General features: G+C 60.6%; 20 protein-coding genes. 5 read left to right on the top strand and 15 right to left on the bottom strand.

Features of this window, described 5'->3' with window-relative positions:
- Positions 1–16: 16 nt before the first annotated feature.
- From ruvC to tyrS, 8 genes are all read right to left on the bottom strand, one after another.
- Positions 17–556: a crossover junction endodeoxyribonuclease RuvC gene (gene ruvC / locus OX459_RS23775; RefSeq protein WP_251351003.1), complete on the bottom strand. Its 540-nt coding sequence runs from the start codon at positions 554–556 to the stop codon at positions 17–19.
- 99 nt (positions 557–655) lie between these two features.
- The gene (gene purH / locus OX459_RS23770; RefSeq protein WP_289906787.1) at positions 656–2,242 is read right to left on the bottom strand and encodes a bifunctional phosphoribosylaminoimidazolecarboxamide formyltransferase/IMP cyclohydrolase; all 1,587 of its coding nucleotides are present in this window, start codon (positions 2,240–2,242) and stop codon (positions 656–658) included.
- A 102-nt stretch (positions 2,243–2,344) separates the two neighbouring features.
- Complete coding sequence (locus OX459_RS23765) at positions 2,345–2,578, bottom strand: helix-turn-helix domain-containing protein (protein ID WP_008445162.1); 234 nt, start codon at positions 2,576–2,578, stop codon at positions 2,345–2,347.
- A 170-nt stretch (positions 2,579–2,748) separates the two neighbouring features.
- A complete protein-coding gene (dusB, locus tag OX459_RS23760) occupies positions 2,749–3,801 on the bottom strand; it encodes a tRNA dihydrouridine synthase DusB (protein ID WP_099665512.1) in 1,053 nt (350 codons plus the stop codon).
- A gap of 105 nt (positions 3,802–3,906) precedes the next feature.
- On the bottom strand, positions 3,907–4,551 hold the full coding sequence (locus OX459_RS23755) for a histidine phosphatase family protein (protein ID WP_289906786.1): 645 nt from the start codon (positions 4,549–4,551) through the stop codon (positions 3,907–3,909).
- Between the two features lie 3 nt (positions 4,552–4,554).
- Entirely contained in the window at positions 4,555–5,193 is a 639-nt protein-coding gene (locus OX459_RS23750) for a YbhB/YbcL family Raf kinase inhibitor-like protein (RefSeq protein WP_289906785.1), read from the bottom strand.
- 18 nt (positions 5,194–5,211) lie between these two features.
- Entirely contained in the window at positions 5,212–5,661 is a 450-nt protein-coding gene (gene dtd / locus OX459_RS23745) for a D-aminoacyl-tRNA deacylase (RefSeq protein WP_034784767.1), read from the bottom strand.
- Entirely contained in the window at positions 5,658–6,923 is a 1,266-nt protein-coding gene (gene tyrS, locus OX459_RS23740) for a tyrosine--tRNA ligase (protein ID WP_289906784.1), read from the bottom strand. The genes dtd and tyrS overlap by 4 nt, the downstream gene beginning before the upstream one ends.
- A gap of 154 nt (positions 6,924–7,077) precedes the next feature.
- On the opposite strand from tyrS, the gene OX459_RS23735 reads away from it, so the two are divergent.
- Both OX459_RS23735 and OX459_RS23730 read left to right on the top strand, forming a co-directional pair.
- The gene (locus OX459_RS23735; protein WP_099379945.1) at positions 7,078–8,445 is read left to right on the top strand and encodes a M23 family metallopeptidase; all 1,368 of its coding nucleotides are present in this window, start codon (positions 7,078–7,080) and stop codon (positions 8,443–8,445) included.
- A 121-nt stretch (positions 8,446–8,566) separates the two neighbouring features.
- On the top strand, positions 8,567–9,694 hold the full coding sequence (locus tag OX459_RS23730; RefSeq protein ID WP_289906783.1) for an anhydro-N-acetylmuramic acid kinase: 1,128 nt from the start codon (positions 8,567–8,569) through the stop codon (positions 9,692–9,694).
- A 185-nt stretch (positions 9,695–9,879) separates the two neighbouring features.
- On the opposite strand, the gene erpA is transcribed toward OX459_RS23730, so the two are convergent.
- The 5 genes from erpA to rplM all read right to left on the bottom strand — a co-directional run bounded on the left by erpA (position 9,880) and on the right by rplM (position 12,854).
- Entirely contained in the window at positions 9,880–10,242 is a 363-nt protein-coding gene (erpA, locus tag OX459_RS23725; RefSeq protein WP_029496047.1) for an iron-sulfur cluster insertion protein ErpA, read from the bottom strand.
- A gap of 94 nt (positions 10,243–10,336) precedes the next feature.
- Positions 10,337–10,726: a polymer-forming cytoskeletal protein gene (locus tag OX459_RS23720; RefSeq protein WP_077408960.1), complete on the bottom strand. Its 390-nt coding sequence runs from the start codon at positions 10,724–10,726 to the stop codon at positions 10,337–10,339.
- A gap of 90 nt (positions 10,727–10,816) precedes the next feature.
- Entirely contained in the window at positions 10,817–11,854 is a 1,038-nt protein-coding gene (gene argC / locus OX459_RS23715; RefSeq protein WP_251350997.1) for an N-acetyl-gamma-glutamyl-phosphate reductase, read from the bottom strand.
- A 169-nt stretch (positions 11,855–12,023) separates the two neighbouring features.
- Positions 12,024–12,416: a 30S ribosomal protein S9 gene (gene rpsI / locus OX459_RS23710; RefSeq protein ID WP_010393285.1), complete on the bottom strand. Its 393-nt coding sequence runs from the start codon at positions 12,414–12,416 to the stop codon at positions 12,024–12,026.
- Positions 12,417–12,425: 9 nt separating this feature from the next.
- Positions 12,426–12,854 (bottom strand): 50S ribosomal protein L13, encoded by a 429-nt coding sequence (gene rplM / locus OX459_RS23705; RefSeq protein ID WP_010393282.1) that lies wholly within the window; start codon positions 12,852–12,854, stop codon positions 12,426–12,428.
- Between the two features lie 225 nt (positions 12,855–13,079).
- On the opposite strand from rplM, the gene OX459_RS23700 reads away from it, so the two are divergent.
- A complete protein-coding gene (locus tag OX459_RS23700; RefSeq protein ID WP_070278278.1) occupies positions 13,080–13,508 on the top strand; it encodes an OsmC family protein in 429 nt (142 codons plus the stop codon).
- Positions 13,509–13,668: 160 nt separating this feature from the next.
- Here the strand turns inward: OX459_RS23700 and coq7 are convergent, their stop codons facing one another.
- Positions 13,669–14,313 (bottom strand): 2-polyprenyl-3-methyl-6-methoxy-1,4-benzoquinone monooxygenase, encoded by a 645-nt coding sequence (coq7, locus tag OX459_RS23695; protein ID WP_035824568.1) that lies wholly within the window; start codon positions 14,311–14,313, stop codon positions 13,669–13,671.
- Between the two features lie 85 nt (positions 14,314–14,398).
- Positions 14,399–14,830, bottom strand: coding sequence for a hypothetical protein (locus OX459_RS23690; RefSeq protein ID WP_077399521.1), 432 nt, complete (start codon positions 14,828–14,830; stop codon positions 14,399–14,401).
- A 148-nt stretch (positions 14,831–14,978) separates the two neighbouring features.
- Between OX459_RS23690 and OX459_RS23685 the strand changes: the two genes are divergently transcribed.
- Both OX459_RS23685 and OX459_RS23680 read left to right on the top strand, forming a co-directional pair.
- Entirely contained in the window at positions 14,979–15,758 is a 780-nt protein-coding gene (locus OX459_RS23685) for an ATP-binding cassette domain-containing protein (RefSeq protein ID WP_289906782.1), read from the top strand.
- A 3-nt stretch (positions 15,759–15,761) separates the two neighbouring features.
- Positions 15,762–16,958 carry an ABC transporter permease gene (locus OX459_RS23680; RefSeq protein WP_289906781.1) on the top strand — a complete coding sequence of 399 codons (1,197 nt, stop codon included), beginning with the start codon at positions 15,762–15,764 and terminating at the stop codon, positions 16,956–16,958.
- The last annotated feature ends 191 nt before the right edge of the window (positions 16,959–17,149 follow it).

The following is a 17,149-nucleotide window of genomic DNA, read 5'->3' as shown; positions in this document are numbered from 1 at the left end:
TATGAGGGCCATGCAGCTATCCCACTAAACGGCCGCGCTTCATGCGCAGCCCCTGCAGCTGGGGCGCCAGCGCGCCGATCATGGCCAGCGCATCGATGCTGTTCGCGTGGCAAATGGCCACGCCCAGGGCATCGGCCGCATCCGTGCCGGGCAAGCCGGGCAAGGACAGCAGGCGCGACACCATTTCCTGCACCTGTTCCTTGGCCGCCTTGCCGTGGCCCGTGACGGCCTGTTTCACTTGCAGCGCCGTGTATTCGGCCACCGACAGGTCGGCGTTGACGAGCGCGCAGATGGCCGCGCCACGCGCCTGGCCCAGCAGCAAGGTCGATTGGGGATTGACGTTGACAAACACTTTTTCGATGGCCGCGCAATCGGGCTGGTAGGTGCCGACGATTTCGCCCACGCCTTGCAGGATGACCTTCAGGCGCGGCGGCAATTCCCCTTCGGAACCCGTCTTGACGGTACCCGACGCGATATAGCGCAGCTTGTTGCCGTGTTTTTCAATGACCCCAAAGCCGGTCGTGCGCAGGCCAGGATCGATGCCAAGAATAATCATCGCCAGATTCTATAATGAATACGGCAGGCACCGGTGAATAACCGGTGCCTGCCGCTGAGTTACTGCCAGCCGGGGTATTGAATCCCGGCCTGTTCCAGATCAATGACGGAAGTGACGGGTTCCGGTATACAACATGACAACGCCGCGCTCGTCCGCCGCATCGATCACTTCCTGGTCGCGCATGGAGCCGCCCGGGTGGATGACGCAGGTCGCGCCCGCGTCGACGACGACGTCGAGGCCGTCGCGGAACGGGAAGAAGGCGTCCGACGCCACCACGGAACCGGTCAGGCTCAGGCCGGCGTTTTGCGCCTTGATGGACGCGATGCGGGCCGAGTCGATACGGCTCATCTGGCCTGCGCCCACGCCCAGGGTCATGTTATTGCCGCAGAAGACGATGGCGTTCGACTTGACGAATTTCGCCACTTTCCAGGCGAACATCAGGTCGGCCAATTGCTGCGGCGTTGGCTGCAGCTTGCTGACCACGCGCAAGTCGCCGATACCGACGTTTTTCGCATCCGGCGATTGCACCAGCAAGCCGCCACCGACGCGCTTGAAGTCCATGGCGTGCACGCCGCCGCCCAGCGGGATTTCCAGCATGCGCACGTTTTGCTTGCTCGACAGAATCTGTTTCGCTTCGGCGGAGAACGATGGAGCGATCAGCACTTCGACGAACAGCTTGGCGATTTCGCCGGCGGTGGCGCCGTCGAGTTCGGTATTAAACGCGATGATGCCGCCGAATGCCGAGGTCGGGTCCGTCTGCAGGGCGCGCGCATACGCTTCCGCCGCATTCTTGCCCAACGCTACGCCGCATGGGTTCGCGTGCTTGACGATGACGCAAGCGGCGCTTTGCTCGAAGCCGCCCATGCTCTTCACGCATTCCCAGGCCGCATCCGCATCGGCGATGTTGTTGTACGACAATTCCTTGCCTTGCAGCTGGCGGTAGTTGGCCAGCGCGCCCTCGGTGGCGACCAGGTCGCGGTAGAAGGCGGCGCTCTGGTGCGGGTTTTCACCGTAGCGCATGTCTTGCACTTTCTCAAATGCAACGTTGAGGATTTGCGGGTAGGCGCCGCGCTCGGCGTGCACTTTCGTCGGGCCCAGGCTGGTCAGGTAGTTGGTGATGGCGCCATCGTATTGCGCCGTGTGCGCAAAGACTTTTTTCGCCAGCATGAATTTGGTGTCGTAGCTCACGTCGCCGGCCTTGCCGTCGGCCGAGCGCATTTCCGCCAGCACGGCGTCGTAATCGCTCGGGTCGCAGATGACGACCACGTCCTTGTGGTTCTTGGCCGCCGAACGTAGCATGGTCGGGCCGCCGATATCGATGTTTTCGATCGCGTCTTCCAGGGTGCAATCGGCCTTGGCGACCGTGCCCTGGAACGGGTACAGGTTGACCACCACCATGTCGATGGTCGGCATGTCGTGCTCGACCAGTTTCGACATGTGCTCAGGGAAATCGCGGCGCGCCAGGATACCGCCGTGCACTTTCGGGTGCAGGGTCTTCACACGACCATCGAGCATCTCCGGGAAACCCGTGTAATCGGCAACTTCCGTGACGGGAACACCGTTGTCTGCCAGCAATTTTGCGGTACCGCCTGTGGACAGGAGGTTGACGCCGAGGGCGGACAGGGCGCGGGCGAATTCGAGAACGCCGGTCTTGTCGGAAACGGAGAGGAGAGCTTGTTTGATCATGGCTGTGGCTAGGTGGTTAAGTGTTCTTGGCGAATGGCGCCGCTCAGTCGTCTGGCTGAGGCGGCGGCGGATTCAAATCTTGGCGTCACTTGCATGCCGGCATTACAGCAAACCGTGCTCCTGCAATTTCTTGCGCAGGGTATTGCGGTTGATGCCCAGCATCTGCGCGGCGTGCGACTGGTTGCCATCGGCGCGTGTCATCACGACTTCCAGGATGGGCTTTTCCACGGTCAGCACGACCATGTCATAGATATTCGATGCTTGCTGTTCGCCCAGGTCATTGAAGTAATCTTCTAGACTTTTCTGTACGACTTCCTGAATGCTTTCTTTGCTCATTTGTATGCTTCAACCGGCTGAACACCTGGCTATCCGGTGCCGCGTCGCTCATGCGGTCCGCGTGCTGCCCTCTTGCCTCGGTGTTGTAATTAATATTGCATGACGCTCTGTATATAGGCGCTCGCCCTTGTACTGCTGGTCACTGATTTATGCTGCTTGCTGCTATCTGCTCATGCTGCCGTGGCCGCAGGTTCGATCACATCGATCAGGCCACTTTCACTGGATTCGGAGAGGCGGTATTGTAACCGTTCGCCAAATTTCCATTGCGACTCAAAAAATTGATCGACGGCCAGCAACTGCGCTTCCGTCGACTCCAGCAAGTTCATTTGCTGTCGGAACGCTTCGCCGCCTTCCAGATCCTTGACATACCAGCCGATGTGCTTGCGCGCCGTGCGCACGCCGAGAAATTCCCCATAAAACGCGTAATGGGCGCGCAAATGCTCATCCATCAGGGTGCGGACTTCATCCACGTAAGGCGCCGGCAACAAGGTGCCGGTGCGCAAAAAGTGGTCGATCTCGCGGCAAATCCACGGCCGGCCCTGCGCCGCGCGGCCGATCATGACGGCATCGGCGCCAGTTTGATCCAGCACAAAGCGGGCCTTCTCAGGACTGGTAATGTCGCCGTTGGCCACCACGGGAATGCCCACCGATGCTTTCACGGCGGCAATCGTTTCATATTCGGCATCGCCCTTGTAGCCATCGGCGCGGGTGCGGCCGTGCAGGGTCAGCATCTGGATGCCGGCTTGTTCGGCGATGCGGGCGATTTTCAGGGCATTCTTGTTTTCGCGGTTCCAGCCCGTGCGAAATTTCAGGGTGACGGGCACGTCGACGGCGTTGACGACGGCGTGCAAGATCCTTTCGACCAGGCTTTCGTTTTGCAACAAGGCCGAACCGCACCAACTGTTGCACACCTTTTTGACGGGGCAACCCATGTTGATGTCGATGATCTGCGCGCCCCGGTCCACGTTGAACTTGGCGCAGTCGGCCAGGTCTTGCGGATCGGCGCCGGCGATCTGCACGGCCTTTGGCTCCATTTCGCCCGCATGGTCCGTGCGGCGCGAGCTTTTTTCCGTCGCCCACAGGCGCGGATTCGACGCCGCCATCTCCGACACGGCGTAACCGGCGCCCAACTGCTTGCACAACTGGCGGAAAGGCCGATCCGTCACGCCCGCCATGGGAGCGACGAAAACGTTGTTGCGCAGAATGTGAGGGCCGATTTGCACTGAAGAACCTGGAATGGACGGAGGAACCTGCTATTTTAACCGATTCCCTGCCTAATTAATAAGCACTATTTTTTTGCTCAGTGCGTCAGAGTGAGGAGGGACCGCTTAGCCCAGTTCGTCCATCGCGGGCGCGCTCAAGTGTTCGATATTTCCCCAGTGCACTAAATGCAGTTTGCCGTCCGCGTAAGAAAAACGGTTGACGCTGGCATTTTTGACCTGGAAGTCGCGCGGACTGTCGAGCGTCATGCCGACCGCCTCGCGGTAAGCGCACTCGAGCACGCCGCCGTGGGCCACGATGGCGATCGTCTGGCCGTCATATTGCCCGGCCCAGCGGGCGATGGCGCCATTTGCGCGCGCATAGAACTGGCGGAAGCTTTCGGCCTCGCGCTCGCCCGACGGCATCACGGCGTCGATCTGGCGCGATTGCCACTGCGCATACTCGTGCGGATAGCGCGCGGCGATGTCCGCATACAGCAAGCCTTCGAAGGCGCCGTAGCAGCGCTCGCGCAGCAAGGAATCCGTTTGCACGGGTAAATCTTTCACGTCGGCCACGGCTTGCGCCGTCTGCTGCGCGCGTTGCAAGTCGCTGGCGATGATGGCGGCCAGCGGTTCGTCCGCCAGCGCCTGCCCCAGCGCCCCCGCTTGCGCCAGGCCCGCCTCGTTCAGGGCGATGTCGATGTGGCCTTGCAGGCGGCGGCCCGCATTCCAGGCCGTTTCGCCATGGCGTATCAGTAAAATCGTGGTGCTCATGCGTTATTTCTTCAGGGTAAGTGCCAATTCGGGGTTGAGCGAATAGGCAACGACGAGCTGGGCTTCGTCGAGGATGTGGCCGTAAAGGGCGGCGTGGGCTTGCTGCCCAGTAAAACGCTCGGGCAAGGTCAGCTGCGGCACGTCGAGGGCATACAGGCGGAAAATGTAGTGGTGGATGCGCTCGTCATTCCACGGCGGGCACGGGCCATCGTAGCCGTAATAGTCGCCGGCCATGTCCGGGTCGGCGGCAAACCAGCCCGTGTAGTCGTTCAAGCCCTGGCGCAGCCCAGTAGCAGTCCCGGCAGCCTTGCCGCGCGGCGTGATGCCGCTGGAAAATTCTCCGGCGGCAATAACCCGCATGGCAGGCGGCAAGTCGAGCAAGCTCCAGTGATAAAAGTCGCCGCGCGGCGCCGTCAGCGGCAGGGTCTGGCCTTCAACATTGACCAGGCTGGCGTCTTGCGGCGCATCGGGGTCGATGCAGAACAGGGCCAGCGACTCGGTGCCGTTCGGCACCTCGTCCCAGGCCAGATGGGGATTGCGGTTGCCGGCGAGGCGCACGCGGCTGGCCGGATCGATCTCGGCAAAGGCATGATCGGCCGGCATCAGGCCGCCATCACGAAACGTCTCGCTCCACAATTTCATCGCTTGCTCCTCTCTTAGTTATTGTTTGGCGTTCACTTGCAGCCAGAACGTGACGGGGCCGTCATTGGTGAGCGACACCTGCATGTCGGCGCCAAACTGCCCCGTTTGCACGGTCGCATGGCGGCTGCGCGCCTGGTCCACGAAATGCGTGAACAGGCGCAAGCCGTCCTGCGGCGCGGCTGCCGGCGTAAACGACGGGCGCGTGCCGGACTTGGTGTCGGCCGCCAAGGTGAACTGCGGCACCAGCAGCAAGCCGCCGGCCACGTCCGTCACGCTGCGGTTCATCTTGCCCGCCTCGTCGGCAAACACGCGATAGCCGAGCAACTTGGCCAGCAGGGCGTCCGCTTCCTTCTCCGTATCGCCCCGCTCCGCACACACGAGCACCATCAGGCCGGCGTCGATGGCGCCGATGGTGGCGCCGGCAACGTCGACCTTTGCCTGCGTGACGCGCTGCAGCAGCGCGATCATGCCGTCAAGGTGACGCGCGCAAAGCTGCGCTTGCCAACTTGCAACACGAACTGACCGGCTGCCACTTGCAAGCCCTTGTCGCTGATGACGGTGCCGTCGATGCGCACGCCGCCCTGGTCGATCTTGCGCATGGCTTCCGACGCCGATGGGCACAGGCCCGCCTGTTTCAGCAGTTGCGAAATGCCCAACGGCGCGCCGACCAAGGTCACTTCCGGGATATCGTCGGGAATGCCGCCCTTCGAGCGGTTGACGAAGTCGGCCAGCGCATCTTCCGCCGCCTGCTGCGAGTGGAAGCGGGCGACGATCTCTTGCGCCAGCGCAACCTTGGCATCGCGCGGATTGCGGCCTTCCTCGACTTCGCGCTTCAGCTGCGCCAGTTCGGCGATCGAGCGCCACGACAGCAGCTCGTAGTAGCGCCACATCATGACGTCGGAAATGCTCATCAGCTTGGCGAACATGGTGTTGCCCGGTTCCGTGATGCCGATGTAGTTATTCTTCGACTTGGACATTTTTTCCACGCCGTCCAAACCTTCCAGCAGAGGCATGGTCAAAATACACTGCTGCTCCTGTCCGTACTGCTTTTGCAGTTCGCGGCCCACCAGCAGGTTGAACTTCTGGTCCGTGCCGCCCAGTTCCAGGTCCGATTTCAGGGCCACCGAGTCGTAGCCCTGCATCAGCGGGTACAGGAATTCGTGTACGGAAATAGGAATGCCGCCCTGGAAGCGCTTGGTGAAGTCGTCGCGCTCGATCATGCGCGCCACCGTGTAGTGGGAAGCGAGCTGGATGATGCCGCGCGCGCCCAGCGGATCGCACCACTCGGAGTTATAGCGGATTTCGGTCTTGCTGGCGTCCAACACTAAAGATGCTTGCGCGAAATACGTCATCGCGTTAATCTCGATCTGTTCCTTGGTCAGGGGCGGACGCGTGACGTTGCGGCCCGACGGGTCGCCGATCATGGATGTGAAGTCGCCGATGAGGAAAATGACTTGATGGCCGAGGTTTTGCAGCTGGCGCATCTTGTTCAGCACGACAGTATGGCCCAGATGCAAGTCGGGTGCGGTCGGGTCCAGGCCCAGTTTGATGCGCAGTGGAACACCGGTTTTCTCGGAGCGTGCTAATTTTTGCGCAAATTCGCTTTCGATCAAGAGTTCGTCGACGCCACGCTTGGTAATCGCGAGGGCTTCTTGTACTCTGTCCGACAGCGGAAGCGCGGTCTGAGCGGCGTTAGCCTTTGTAGGCGATGCGGTGGTGTTGATTTCCATAAAATTTGACTGTAGATCTCAAAATGGTAGTAGGTTTGCGGAGTTTGCTATAATGCTCGATCCCATCAATCTTGCCGTATGAAAACGAACCAAAATAACAATAACAAAGAGCACTAGTTCACGAATCGTTCAAGGGCAAATTTTAACTGATTGCATGAACCCTATACATAAAATCACAGGCTCACGCTTGTACACACAGCTGACGACGACACGCAAGGCACGCATTATCGGTGCCTCCGCAGTGCTGCTCGCCGTGGCCGCCTTCGGCGCGGTCGCTGTGTCGCCCATGGCGCCCGACGCATCCGATTTGCCGGTCACGTCCATCGCCCAAAACCTGGAAATGCCTGATCTCGCCTCGCAAATTTCTGCGATGGAACAGGTAGACCAGAATTTCACCCACGAAGAAAAAGTCCGCGCCGGCGATACCCTCGCCACCCTGCTGACCCGTCTCGGCGTGGATGATCCGGTGGCCGCCAATTTCATCAAAACCGACAAGATCGCGCGCGGCGTGATGTTGCTGAAATCGGGCAAGCGCGTACAAGCGCAAACGTCCGAAAACGGCGACCTCAACTGGATGCGCGCCACCCTCGTCGACGGCACGGACAAATCGGTCAAGAATATCCTGATCACCCGCAAGGGCGACAAGTTCGTGGCCACGGAAGTGGCAGCCCAGCTGGAACGCCGCGTTGAAATGCACGCGCGCAAGATTACCTCCACCCTGTTCGCCGCCACCGACTCCAGCCTGGACGGCACCCGCCTGCCAGACTCGATTTCCGCGCAAATCGTGGAAATGTTCTCCACCAATATCGACTTCCGCTCCGACCTGAAACGCGGCGACTCGTTCAATGTTGTCTATGAAACATTCTGGCAAGATGGCGAATTTGTCCGAGCGGGCCGCATCCTGGCCGGTGAATTCACCAACCGCGGCACGACTTACCAGTCCGTTTGGTTCGAAGACCCAGCCAGCAAGCAAGGCGGCGGTTACTACAGTTTCGACGGCAAGTCCCTCAAAAAAGCCTTCCTGAAATCCCCCCTCGAATTCTCCCGCATCTCGTCCGGCTTCTCCATGCGCGTGCACCCGATTTCCGGCAACTGGAAAGCGCACAAAGGCATCGATTTCGCTGCAGCAACGGGCACGCCTATCCGCGCTTCGGGCGACGGCGTGGTCGATTCCGTCGGCAGCCAAAACGGTTACGGCAATGTTGTTGTCCTGAAACATTGGGCCAACTACACGACCGCCTATGCGCATATGAGCCGCTTCGCTTCGGGCCTGAAAAAAGGTCAAAAAGTGAGCCAGGGCGATGTGATCGGCTACGTCGGCACCACCGGCTGGTCCACGGGCGCCCATTTGCACTATGAATTCCGCGTTGGCGGCGTGGCGCAAGACCCAAGCAAGCTGAATGTGCAAGCCCAGGCGCCATTGACGGCCGCCGAGCTGAGCCGCTTCCGCATGGTGTCCAATGACATGATGCACCGCTTCACCCTGCTGCGTCCGAACGACACGGCCCTGGCGTCGCGTTAAGCAAGACTGCCTTCGGGCAATATACAAAGGCACCGCCCATGCAGATGGCCGGTGCCTTTGTTTTTTCCTGCGCGCTTTTGTTTTTCCTGCGCGCTTTTGCGTGCGGCACAAATGCGGCACAATGCACCTCACCACTTACGTATTCAAGGAAAACCCCATGCTGTATATCGGTTTAATGTCGGGTACCAGCCTCGATGGCGTCGACGGCGCGCTGGTCGACTTTTCCGACGAGGGCACGCGCAGCCTGGGCGATGCGTACATTCCCTTCCCCGCCAGCCTGCGCGCCGACCTGATGGCCTTGCAAAGTGCCGGCCAGAATGAAATCGAACGCGAAGCGCTGGCGGCCAATCAACTTGTGCGCCACTACGCCGATTGCGTCGCCATGCTTTTAAGCAACGCGGGCATCGTCGCGGACGCCATCGCCGCCATCGGCGCGCATGGCCAGACCATCCGCCACCGCCCGGAGCTGGGTTTTACGCGCCAGTTGAACAATCCGGCCCTGCTGGCCGAACTGACGGGCATCGACGTCATCGCGGACTTGCGCAGCCGCGACGTGGCGGCCGGCGGCCAGGGTGCACCGCTGGTGCCGGCCTTTCACCAGGCCATCTTCAATCTGCCGGGCCACACGCGCGTGCTGGCCAATATCGGCGGCATCAGCAATATCAGCGTGCTGCATGCGGATGGCACGGTGACGGGCTACGACACGGGTCCCGGCAATGCGCTGATGGATGGCTGGGTCTTGCGGCACCTGGGCCAGCCCTACGACGCCAACGGCGCCTGGGCCGCCACGGGCCAGGTCATCCCCGCCCTGCTGGCAGATTTGCTCGATGAGCCCTATTTTGACTTGCCGGCGCCGAAAAGCACGGGCCGTGACCTGTTCCATGCCGACTGGCTGAGCGCCAAGCTGGCCAATTACCCCACCGCCCTGCCCGCCGACGTGCAGGCGACATTGACCCAGCTGACGGCCGCCAGCCTGGCGCGCGCCATCCTGCGCGACGGGGCACAGGCGGAAACCGTGTATGTGTGCGGCGGCGGGGCGCAGAACGCCAGCCTGATGGCGGCGCTGGCCGCTGAATTGCCGGGCATGGCGGTGGAGTCCACGCAAGCATTGGGCGTGGCGCCCAGCCAGGTCGAGGCGCTGGCCTTTGCGTGGCTGGCCTGGCGCTTTACGCAGCGCAAGCCGGGCAACTTGCCGGCAGTGACGGGCGCGCAGGGATTGCGGGTACTGGGCGCGCTATACCCGCGCTGATACCGCGTTGATCAAGAACAAGTGTTCCAGAAACACAAATAGCGGATCATCGATCCGCTATTTTTACGCTGCGCCTGTAAACCGGCGCGCCTGAAAAACGTTCAGGGCAAGGCGCATTACCGAAGACAGTACGAATAGTACGGCGAGGCAATGCAACGCCGCCATGGGCGTTTTCTCGGGTGTGCTTATACCGAGAAAGACGAACCGCAACCGCAGGTCGAGGTGGCTGTCGGATTCTTGATCACGAACTGCGCGCCTTCCAGGTCATCCTTGTAGTCGATTTCCGCGCCGACCAGGTACTGGTAGCTCATGGAATCGATCAACAGCTGGACGCCATTCTTGACCATGGTGGTGTCATCTTCGTTGACGATTTCGTCGAAGGTGAAGCCGTACTGGAAGCCGGAACAGCCGCCACCCTGCACGAACACGCGCAATTTCAGGTCGGGATTGCCTTCTTCCTCGATCAGCTGCGCGACTTTTTCGGCGGCGCTATCGGTAAAGATGATAGGCGAAGGGATCACATCTTGCATTTCAGCGACTGCATTCATTTCAGACTCCTCAGAAAACATAGCCTCATTATAGACTGTTGGCGCAAGTCACGCTGCGGCCGCCGCTGGCGCGGCTGGCGGGTGTTGTTCCTGCTCACATTTCCGACACGGCCAGGTGCAGCACGGGGTCGGCGCTGTCGTGACGGCTGAGCTTGCCCTGGACTTGCGCGCCGCTGTGCATTTCCAGCACCTTGTAATAGACCTCTCCTACAATGCGGGCTTTTGGCTGGATTTCAAGCATTTCGGACACATACACGGGGCCGTTGATCTCGCCGCTGACGACCAGACTCGAGCAGCGCACCTCGCCATCGATGCGGCCCGCCTCGCCCAGCACCACATAGGTGGGGTCGCCCGGCTCGCCCGTGACGTTGCCGCGCACATGGCCGTCGATGCGCAGACCGCCGCAAAACAGCAAGTCGCCCTCGATCCGCGTGGAAGCGCCGATCAGGGTATCGATGGGGTTTTTCGCGTTGCGCTCGAACATGAACGTCATCCTGTCGGGGTACGTGGCAGTCCAATTTATCACAGGTCCGGCAAAAAGGCGCCGGACCTGCGCAAACGCCTGTGCCTATATTTAAGGCATCACGGCGATGTGTTGCAAACCGGCCGTTTCTTTCAGGCCAAACATCAAGTTCATGCATTGCACGGCCTGGCCCGCTGCGCCCTTGACCAGGTTGTCCTGCACCACCAGCACGACGACGGTATTGCCGCCTTCGGGACGGTGCAAGGCCAGGCGCAGCATGTTCGAGCCGCGCGTGGAGCGGGTTTCCGGGTGCGAGCCGAACGGCATCACGTCGACGAAAGGCTCATCCTTGTATTGCTCTTCGAACAAGGATTGCAATTCTTCATTGCTGACATCCTTGTTCAGCTGCGCGTACAGGGTCGAATGCATGCCGCGGATCATCGGCACCAGGTGCGGCGTGAAGGTCAGCGCCACTTTCTCGTCCGTGAAACGCTGCAATTGCGCCGTCGTTTCCGGCAGGTGGCGGTGGCCGGCCACGCCGTAGGCCTTGAAGCTGTCGCTTGCCTCCGAGAACAGGATGCCGATTTCCGCCTTGCGGCCGGCGCCGGACACGCCCGACTTGCAGTCGGCGATCAAGCCGCCCGCATTGACCAGGCCTGCCTTGAGCAGCGGGTAAAAGCCCAGTTGCATGGTGGTCGGGTAGCAACCGGGGTTGGCGATCAGCTTCGCTTGCTTGATGTCTTCGCGGTTCAGTTCCGGCAAGCCGTACACGGCCTGTTCGATCAGTTCAGGCGCCGTGTGGGGAATCTTGTACCACTGCTCGAACTTGGCCTGGTCTTTCAGGCGGAAGTCGGCAGCCAGGTCGATGACCTTCACGCCGGCGGCCAGCAGCGCTGGAGCTTGCGCCATCGCAACACCGTGCGGGGTGGCAAAGAAGACCACGTCGCACTGCTCCAGGTTGGCTTTATCGGGCGAGGAAAACGCCAGTTTCACGTGGCCACGCAGGGAAGGATACATGTCAGCAACGGGCAAGCCATCTTCCTTGCGCGAAGTAATCGCCGTCAACTCGACATCTGGATGGGTAGCGAGCAAACGCAGCAATTCCACGCCCGTGTATCCAGTGCCGCCGACGATGCCAACTTTGATCATGTTCTTTCCTTGTGTATATATTGCATAGAGATGGAGGGGAGACAGTCCCCACGGGATTTCCGCGTATTTTACAGCGCAACGCCGAGTCACGCTGAAATGCAAAAAAGCCGCGAGACCGAAGTCCAGCGGCTTTTCGACCAGCACCCCGGAAGGTGCTGTAGCGTAGAAATTAACGCTTCGAGAATTGCTTTGCGCGACGTGCTTTGCGCAGACCAACTTTTTTACGCTCGACTTCACGTGCATCGCGGGTAACGAAGCCGGCTTTCGCCAGTTCCGGTTTCAACGCTGCATCGTAGTCGATCAGAGCGCGGGTGATGCCGTGACGAACTGCACCAGCCTGGCCCGACTCACCGCCGCCATGGACGTTGACTTTGATGTCGAAACGCTCAACATTGCCGGTCAGTTCCAGTGGTTGACGGATGACCATCAGACCCGTTTCGCGCGAAAAGTATTCGTTTGCTGGTTTGCCGTTAACAACGATCAAGCCTGTGCCAACTTTGATAAAAACCCGAGCCACTGCACTTTTGCGACGGCCGGTTCCATAATTGTAATTACCGATCATGTCAGTTCCTTAGAGAACAAGTGCTTTAGGTTGCTGAGCAGCGTGCGGATGGGAACCTTCCGCGTACACTTTCAGCTTCTTGATCATTGCGTAGCCGAGTGGGCCTTTAGGCAGCATGCCTTTGACCGCTTTCTCAAGCGCGCGACCTGGAAAACGCTGTTGCATTTTCTGGAAGTTGGTTTCGTAGATGCCGCCTGGATAGCCAGAGTGACGGTAGTAAATTTTCTCAGTAGCTTTGGTACCGGTCACACGCAGTTTGCCTGCGTTGATGACGACGATGAAGTCGCCGGTATCGACGTGAGGAGTAAATTCTGGTTTGTGTTTGCCGCGCAGTCGGAGTGCCACTTCGCTGGCAACACGTCCGAGGACTTTGTCCGTCGCGTCAACCACGAACCAATCGCGCTGGACTTCATGTCCTTTAGCGGAAAATGTTTTCATGTTGACTTCCTAATAGATTACACGCTCAAATGGTGGTTCCGCCGATGCTGCTATGCGGACTCTGCCTTATTTACTTTTCCTGAGCGAACGGAAAGCCGACAAGTATAAGCGGCTTTGCCTTGCCGCGTCAAGCTGCAATCGAGGCCGGCTGCGGCCCGGCGGGCGGCACATGGATGGGCATTCCTCTATTACAATACAAAACGCTTACAATTTTCGGAGAGTACGATGGAATGCAAAGTCAGCTGGAATGGCCCGTCGGGCATGAGTTTTCGGGCAGAAACGGGTTCCGGCCACCTGGTGACCATGGATGGCGCGCCCGACGGCGGCGGCCACAACCTGGCGCCGCGCCCCATGGAAATGGTCTTGCTGGGCACCGGCGGCTGCACCGCCTATGACGTGGTGCTGATCCTGAAACGAGGGCGCGAAGCCGTCAGTGGCTGCGAAGTCACCCTGAAGGCCGACCGCGCCGACACCGATCCGAAAGTATTTACCAAGATCCACTTCCACTTCACCGTGCGCGGCAAAGCCCTGAAACCCACCGCCGTCGAACGGGCCGTGGCCTTGTCGCATGATAAATATTGCTCGGCATCGATCATGCTGGCCAAGACGGCGGAGATTACACATTCCTTCGAGATCATCGAAGAAAGCGCCTGACCAAACCTACTGCGCGTCGGCATAGGCGGCCTGCGATGCTCACCGTGCTCCAGCACGGTTGCGCTTCTCGACCACCTCTCCCTTCCGCTCGCTACGGTTTTGTCAGGCGTTTCACGGCTCAGATATGGATAAAAAAGGCGCTCTTCAGAGCGCCTTTGTTTTAAATGTAATACGCGGTTTTCGTCATCACTTTCCCCATGATGCCCATCAACGCCTTCACGGGCGCCGGGGTGTCGATGGCGCCCAGTCGCTGGGCAGCGGCGCCGTGTTCCACTTCGTCGATGGCCATCTGTTTCACAATGGCCCGCGACTTGGCGTCCTGCGGCGGCAATTCCTGCAAGTGGCTGGCCAGGTGCGCTTCCACCTGGCGTTCCGTTTCCACCACGAAACCCAGGCTGCGGCCGTCGCCCATGCGCGCGGCGATGGTGCCCAGCGCAAACGAACCCGCATACCACAGGGGATTGAGCAGACTCAGACGCGAGCCCAGCTCCGTCAAGCGCTGCGCCGTCCAGGCCAGATGGTCTTCCTCTTCGCGTCCCGCTTCGTCGAACTGGGCGCGGATGGCCGGGCTGTGCGCATAGCGCGCCTGCGAGTTGTACAAGGCTTGCGCGCACACTTCGCCCACATGATTGACGCGCATCAAGCCGGCGCTGTGGCGCTGTTCGGCCGGGCTCAGTTCCGCATCGGGCGCATGCGCGGCCGGCGTGGGGCGCGAGGCCGAAGCCACGCCCGCCATGACGCGCAGGGCCTTGTCGGCGCCAACAATCAAACGATCCAGGGGGTCAAAGTGGCGGTTCGCGGTCATCGTGGCTATTCATGTAAGGGAAAACATGGATTATAGGACGATCAGGGCCTGCCGTACCCACGCCGCGCGCAGGGTGAACGGGGCTTTATTGACTTGTGCGCGCTTTTTCCCGCTCGATCCAGTCCACCACGGGGCCGACGGCGTCCAGGCCGGACAGGCTTTTCGCCACGCCCAGGTTCAGTGAAATCAGGAAAGAAATGCTGTCGACGGGGATGTCCGGGCAATGTTCGGCAAACGCGGCGCGAAAACGCTCCGCTTGCAGCACGCGCAAGACTTTCTCGCCGCTCATGAATTGCAGCACGCTGGCGATGCTGTGCCCGCCACCGATCGAGTGGTAGATAAAACGGTTGTATTTCGCGTCGATCTGCTTGAAATCGAGGGTTTCCTCCGTCATCAGGCCCGCCAGGTAGTACAGCCCCAGGCTGACGCGGAAGAAACCGATGGCTTCGGCACTGGTCATGCCGGCGCGCGCCACGGCCAGTACCTTGTCCTGCATCGCCTGATCGATCGTTTGCATTGCGCTCTCCCGCGCCGTCCGCCGGCGCCCACCGGGCCAGCTTGCATGAAGATGCTGTTTTTTTCAATAGACCAAACGATATTTCCACCTTGCAAGTTACATTTTTTGCATGCTACTCTCATTCTTCACCGTTAAATGGATGAAGCACATGATTGAGGTCAAGCACCTGGCAAAACGTTTCCGCATGCCGCCCCACAAGGGCAAGGCCGTGCACGTCAGCGATCCGCGCGAACACGAGGGCTGGTTTCACGCCGTGCGCGACGTCAGTTTCAGCTGCGCCCCCGGCGAAGTGCTGGGCCTGCTGGGCCCGAATGGCGCCGGCAAGACCACCACCCTGCGCCTGCTGTCGACGGCCTTGCAGGCGGACGCGGGCAGCGCCCTCGTCAACGGCGTCGACGTGCTGCGCCAGCCGCTGGTGGCGCGCCAGAGCATCGGCTTCCTGTCCGGCTCGACAGGCTTGTATGGCCGCCTGACGGCGCGCGAGAACGTGGAATATTTCGGCCGCCTGCATGGCATGCCGGCCGACAAGCTGAAACGCCGTTGCGACGAACTGTTTTCCCTGCTGCAAATGGAGGAATATGGCGGTAAGCGAGCCGATCAATTGTCGACGGGCATGAAACAGAAGTGCGCGATCGCCCGCACCGTCGTGCACGAGCCGCAGGTGGTGATCCTCGACGAGCCGACGACGGGCCTGGACGTGATGTCGGCCAAGATCCTGCTCGACTTCATCGCCAGCTACAAGGCGCTGCGCGTGCCGCTGATCTTTTCCACGCACCACCTGCACGAGGTGGAAAAGCTGTGCGACCGCGTCTGCATCATCAACCGCGGCACTACCGCCTTCAATGGCACGGTCAGCGACCTGCGCCACCTGGGCGGCAGTGCCGATCTGTACGACGCCTTTGTCAGCGTCATCAACCAGGGAGCCTGAGCCATGTGGACCATTTATATGAAAGAGTTGCTGGAACTCACGCGCGACCGCAAGACGCTGATCTTCACCATCTTGATCCCCATCTTTGCCATGCCGCTGATCTTTGGCGGCTTCGCTTATGTTTCAAGCAATATGTTCAAGAACGCGAAGACGGCGGAAATGCGCTACGCCCTGTTCGGCAAGGACCATTCGCCGGGCTTGAGCGGGCGTTTTGCCCAGCAGCACAACCTGCGCGAAGTGCCGCTGGCCAGCGAGGGCGACATCCGCCGCGCCATCGGCGACGACACCATCAAGTTCGCCGTCGTCATTCCGCCGCATTTTGAAGCATCGCTGCAGCAACAGCAGCAAACGAAGGTAGTGCTGCACTACAACAGCGCCAGCACGGTCGACGTGACCCAGCAGCGGGTGCGCGAGATCGTCGAGGCGTACAACGCCAGCCTGCGCGAAAGCACGCTGTCGGCCCTGAACCTGAGCCCGGCCCAGCTGGCCTTTGCCCTGCACCCCATCGTGCTCGACAAACAGTCGACGGCCAACGAGCGCGAGCAGATGGGCGCCATCGTCGGCGGCATGCTGCCCTATCTGCTGCTGATGGTGTGCCTGACGGCGGCCATGTATCCGGCCATCGACCTGGGCGCCGGCGAAAAGGAGCGTGGCACCCTGGAAACCCTGCTGCTGGCACCCGTGCCGCGCAGCGCCATCGTGCTGGCCAAGTTCCTCGTGCTGTTTACGGTGGGCATGACCTCGGCCGTGCTGATGGTGGGCAGCATGGGCGCCCTGCTGGCCATCTTCGGCAGTTCGCTCGAAGGCAACATGGCCGTGATGGTGCGCAGCATCGGCTTGCCCGACCTGGCCATGGTGACCCTGATGCTGGTGCCCACGGCCGCCATCTTTGCCTCGCTGCTGCTGTCGATCTCGATCTACGCGAAAAGCTACAAGGAAGCGGCCGGCATGATCACGCCATTGATGCTGTTCGTCATCCTGCCCACGGTAGCGGCCATGCTGCCCGGCGTCGAACTGAACTGGATGTGGGCCATGGTGCCGCTGACCAACGTGTCGCTGGCCATGAAGGAATTGGTCAAGGGCACCATGGATTACCGCATGTTCGGCGTGATCCTCGCCTCGACCACGGTAATCGCAGGCGCCCTGCTGATGCTGTGCCGCTGGTGGTTTAACCGTGAATCGGTGCTATTCCGTAATTGATAGTCACGCGGCGCGCCAGCGGGGCGAAACAGGCCCCCACGGAAGACCCACACGGGCGCGCCGTCCACCCCGCCCAATTGCACTCTGGTCACGCGAAAATGCCGTGTATCGCATGCAACTGCCCAGTACGTCTTAAATTCAATACAATGCCAGCATACAGAAGCCCTGCACCATCGGGCTGCAACGCATGA

The organism is Janthinobacterium sp. SUN026 (genome assembly GCF_030397625.1).
GTDB classification, from domain to species: Bacteria; Pseudomonadota; Gammaproteobacteria; order Burkholderiales; family Burkholderiaceae_D; genus Janthinobacterium; species Janthinobacterium kumbetense.
Note: the sequence above shows the minus strand (reverse complement) of the source record. Positions and strands in the feature narration are given on the sequence as shown.

Bases quoted from the DNA above. Each gene is read 5' to 3' on its own strand.
- ruvC (WP_251351003.1), bottom strand. From the start codon at position 556: ATGATTATTCTTGGCATCGATCCTGGCCTGCGCACGACCGGCTTTGGG.
- purH (WP_289906787.1), bottom strand. From the start codon at position 2,242: ATGATCAAACAAGCTCTCCTCTCCGTTTCCGACAAGACCGGCGTTCTC.
- OX459_RS23765 (WP_008445162.1), bottom strand. From the start codon at position 2,578: ATGAGCAAAGAAAGCATTCAGGAAGTCGTACAGAAAAGTCTAGAAGAT.
- OX459_RS23755 (WP_289906786.1), bottom strand. From the start codon at position 4,551: ATGAGCACCACGATTTTACTGATACGCCATGGCGAAACGGCCTGGAAT.
- OX459_RS23750 (WP_289906785.1), bottom strand. From the start codon at position 5,193: ATGAAATTGTGGAGCGAGACGTTTCGTGATGGCGGCCTGATGCCGGCC.
- dtd (WP_034784767.1), bottom strand. From the start codon at position 5,661: ATGATCGCGCTGCTGCAGCGCGTCACGCAGGCAAAGGTCGACGTTGCC.
- tyrS (WP_289906784.1), bottom strand. From the start codon at position 6,923: ATGGAAATCAACACCACCGCATCGCCTACAAAGGCTAACGCCGCTCAG.
- OX459_RS23735 (WP_099379945.1), top strand. From the start codon at position 7,078: ATGAACCCTATACATAAAATCACAGGCTCACGCTTGTACACACAGCTG.
- OX459_RS23730 (WP_289906783.1), top strand. From the start codon at position 8,567: ATGCACCTCACCACTTACGTATTCAAGGAAAACCCCATGCTGTATATC.
- erpA (WP_029496047.1), bottom strand. From the start codon at position 10,242: ATGAATGCAGTCGCTGAAATGCAAGATGTGATCCCTTCGCCTATCATC.
- OX459_RS23720 (WP_077408960.1), bottom strand. From the start codon at position 10,726: ATGTTCGAGCGCAACGCGAAAAACCCCATCGATACCCTGATCGGCGCT.
- argC (WP_251350997.1), bottom strand. From the start codon at position 11,854: ATGATCAAAGTTGGCATCGTCGGCGGCACTGGATACACGGGCGTGGAA.
- rpsI (WP_010393285.1), bottom strand. From the start codon at position 12,416: ATGATCGGTAATTACAATTATGGAACCGGCCGTCGCAAAAGTGCAGTG.
- rplM (WP_010393282.1), bottom strand. From the start codon at position 12,854: ATGAAAACATTTTCCGCTAAAGGACATGAAGTCCAGCGCGATTGGTTC.
- OX459_RS23700 (WP_070278278.1), top strand. From the start codon at position 13,080: ATGGAATGCAAAGTCAGCTGGAATGGCCCGTCGGGCATGAGTTTTCGG.
- coq7 (WP_035824568.1), bottom strand. From the start codon at position 14,313: ATGACCGCGAACCGCCACTTTGACCCCCTGGATCGTTTGATTGTTGGC.
- OX459_RS23690 (WP_077399521.1), bottom strand. From the start codon at position 14,830: ATGCAAACGATCGATCAGGCGATGCAGGACAAGGTACTGGCCGTGGCG.
- OX459_RS23685 (WP_289906782.1), top strand. From the start codon at position 14,979: ATGATTGAGGTCAAGCACCTGGCAAAACGTTTCCGCATGCCGCCCCAC.
- OX459_RS23680 (WP_289906781.1), top strand. From the start codon at position 15,762: ATGTGGACCATTTATATGAAAGAGTTGCTGGAACTCACGCGCGACCGC.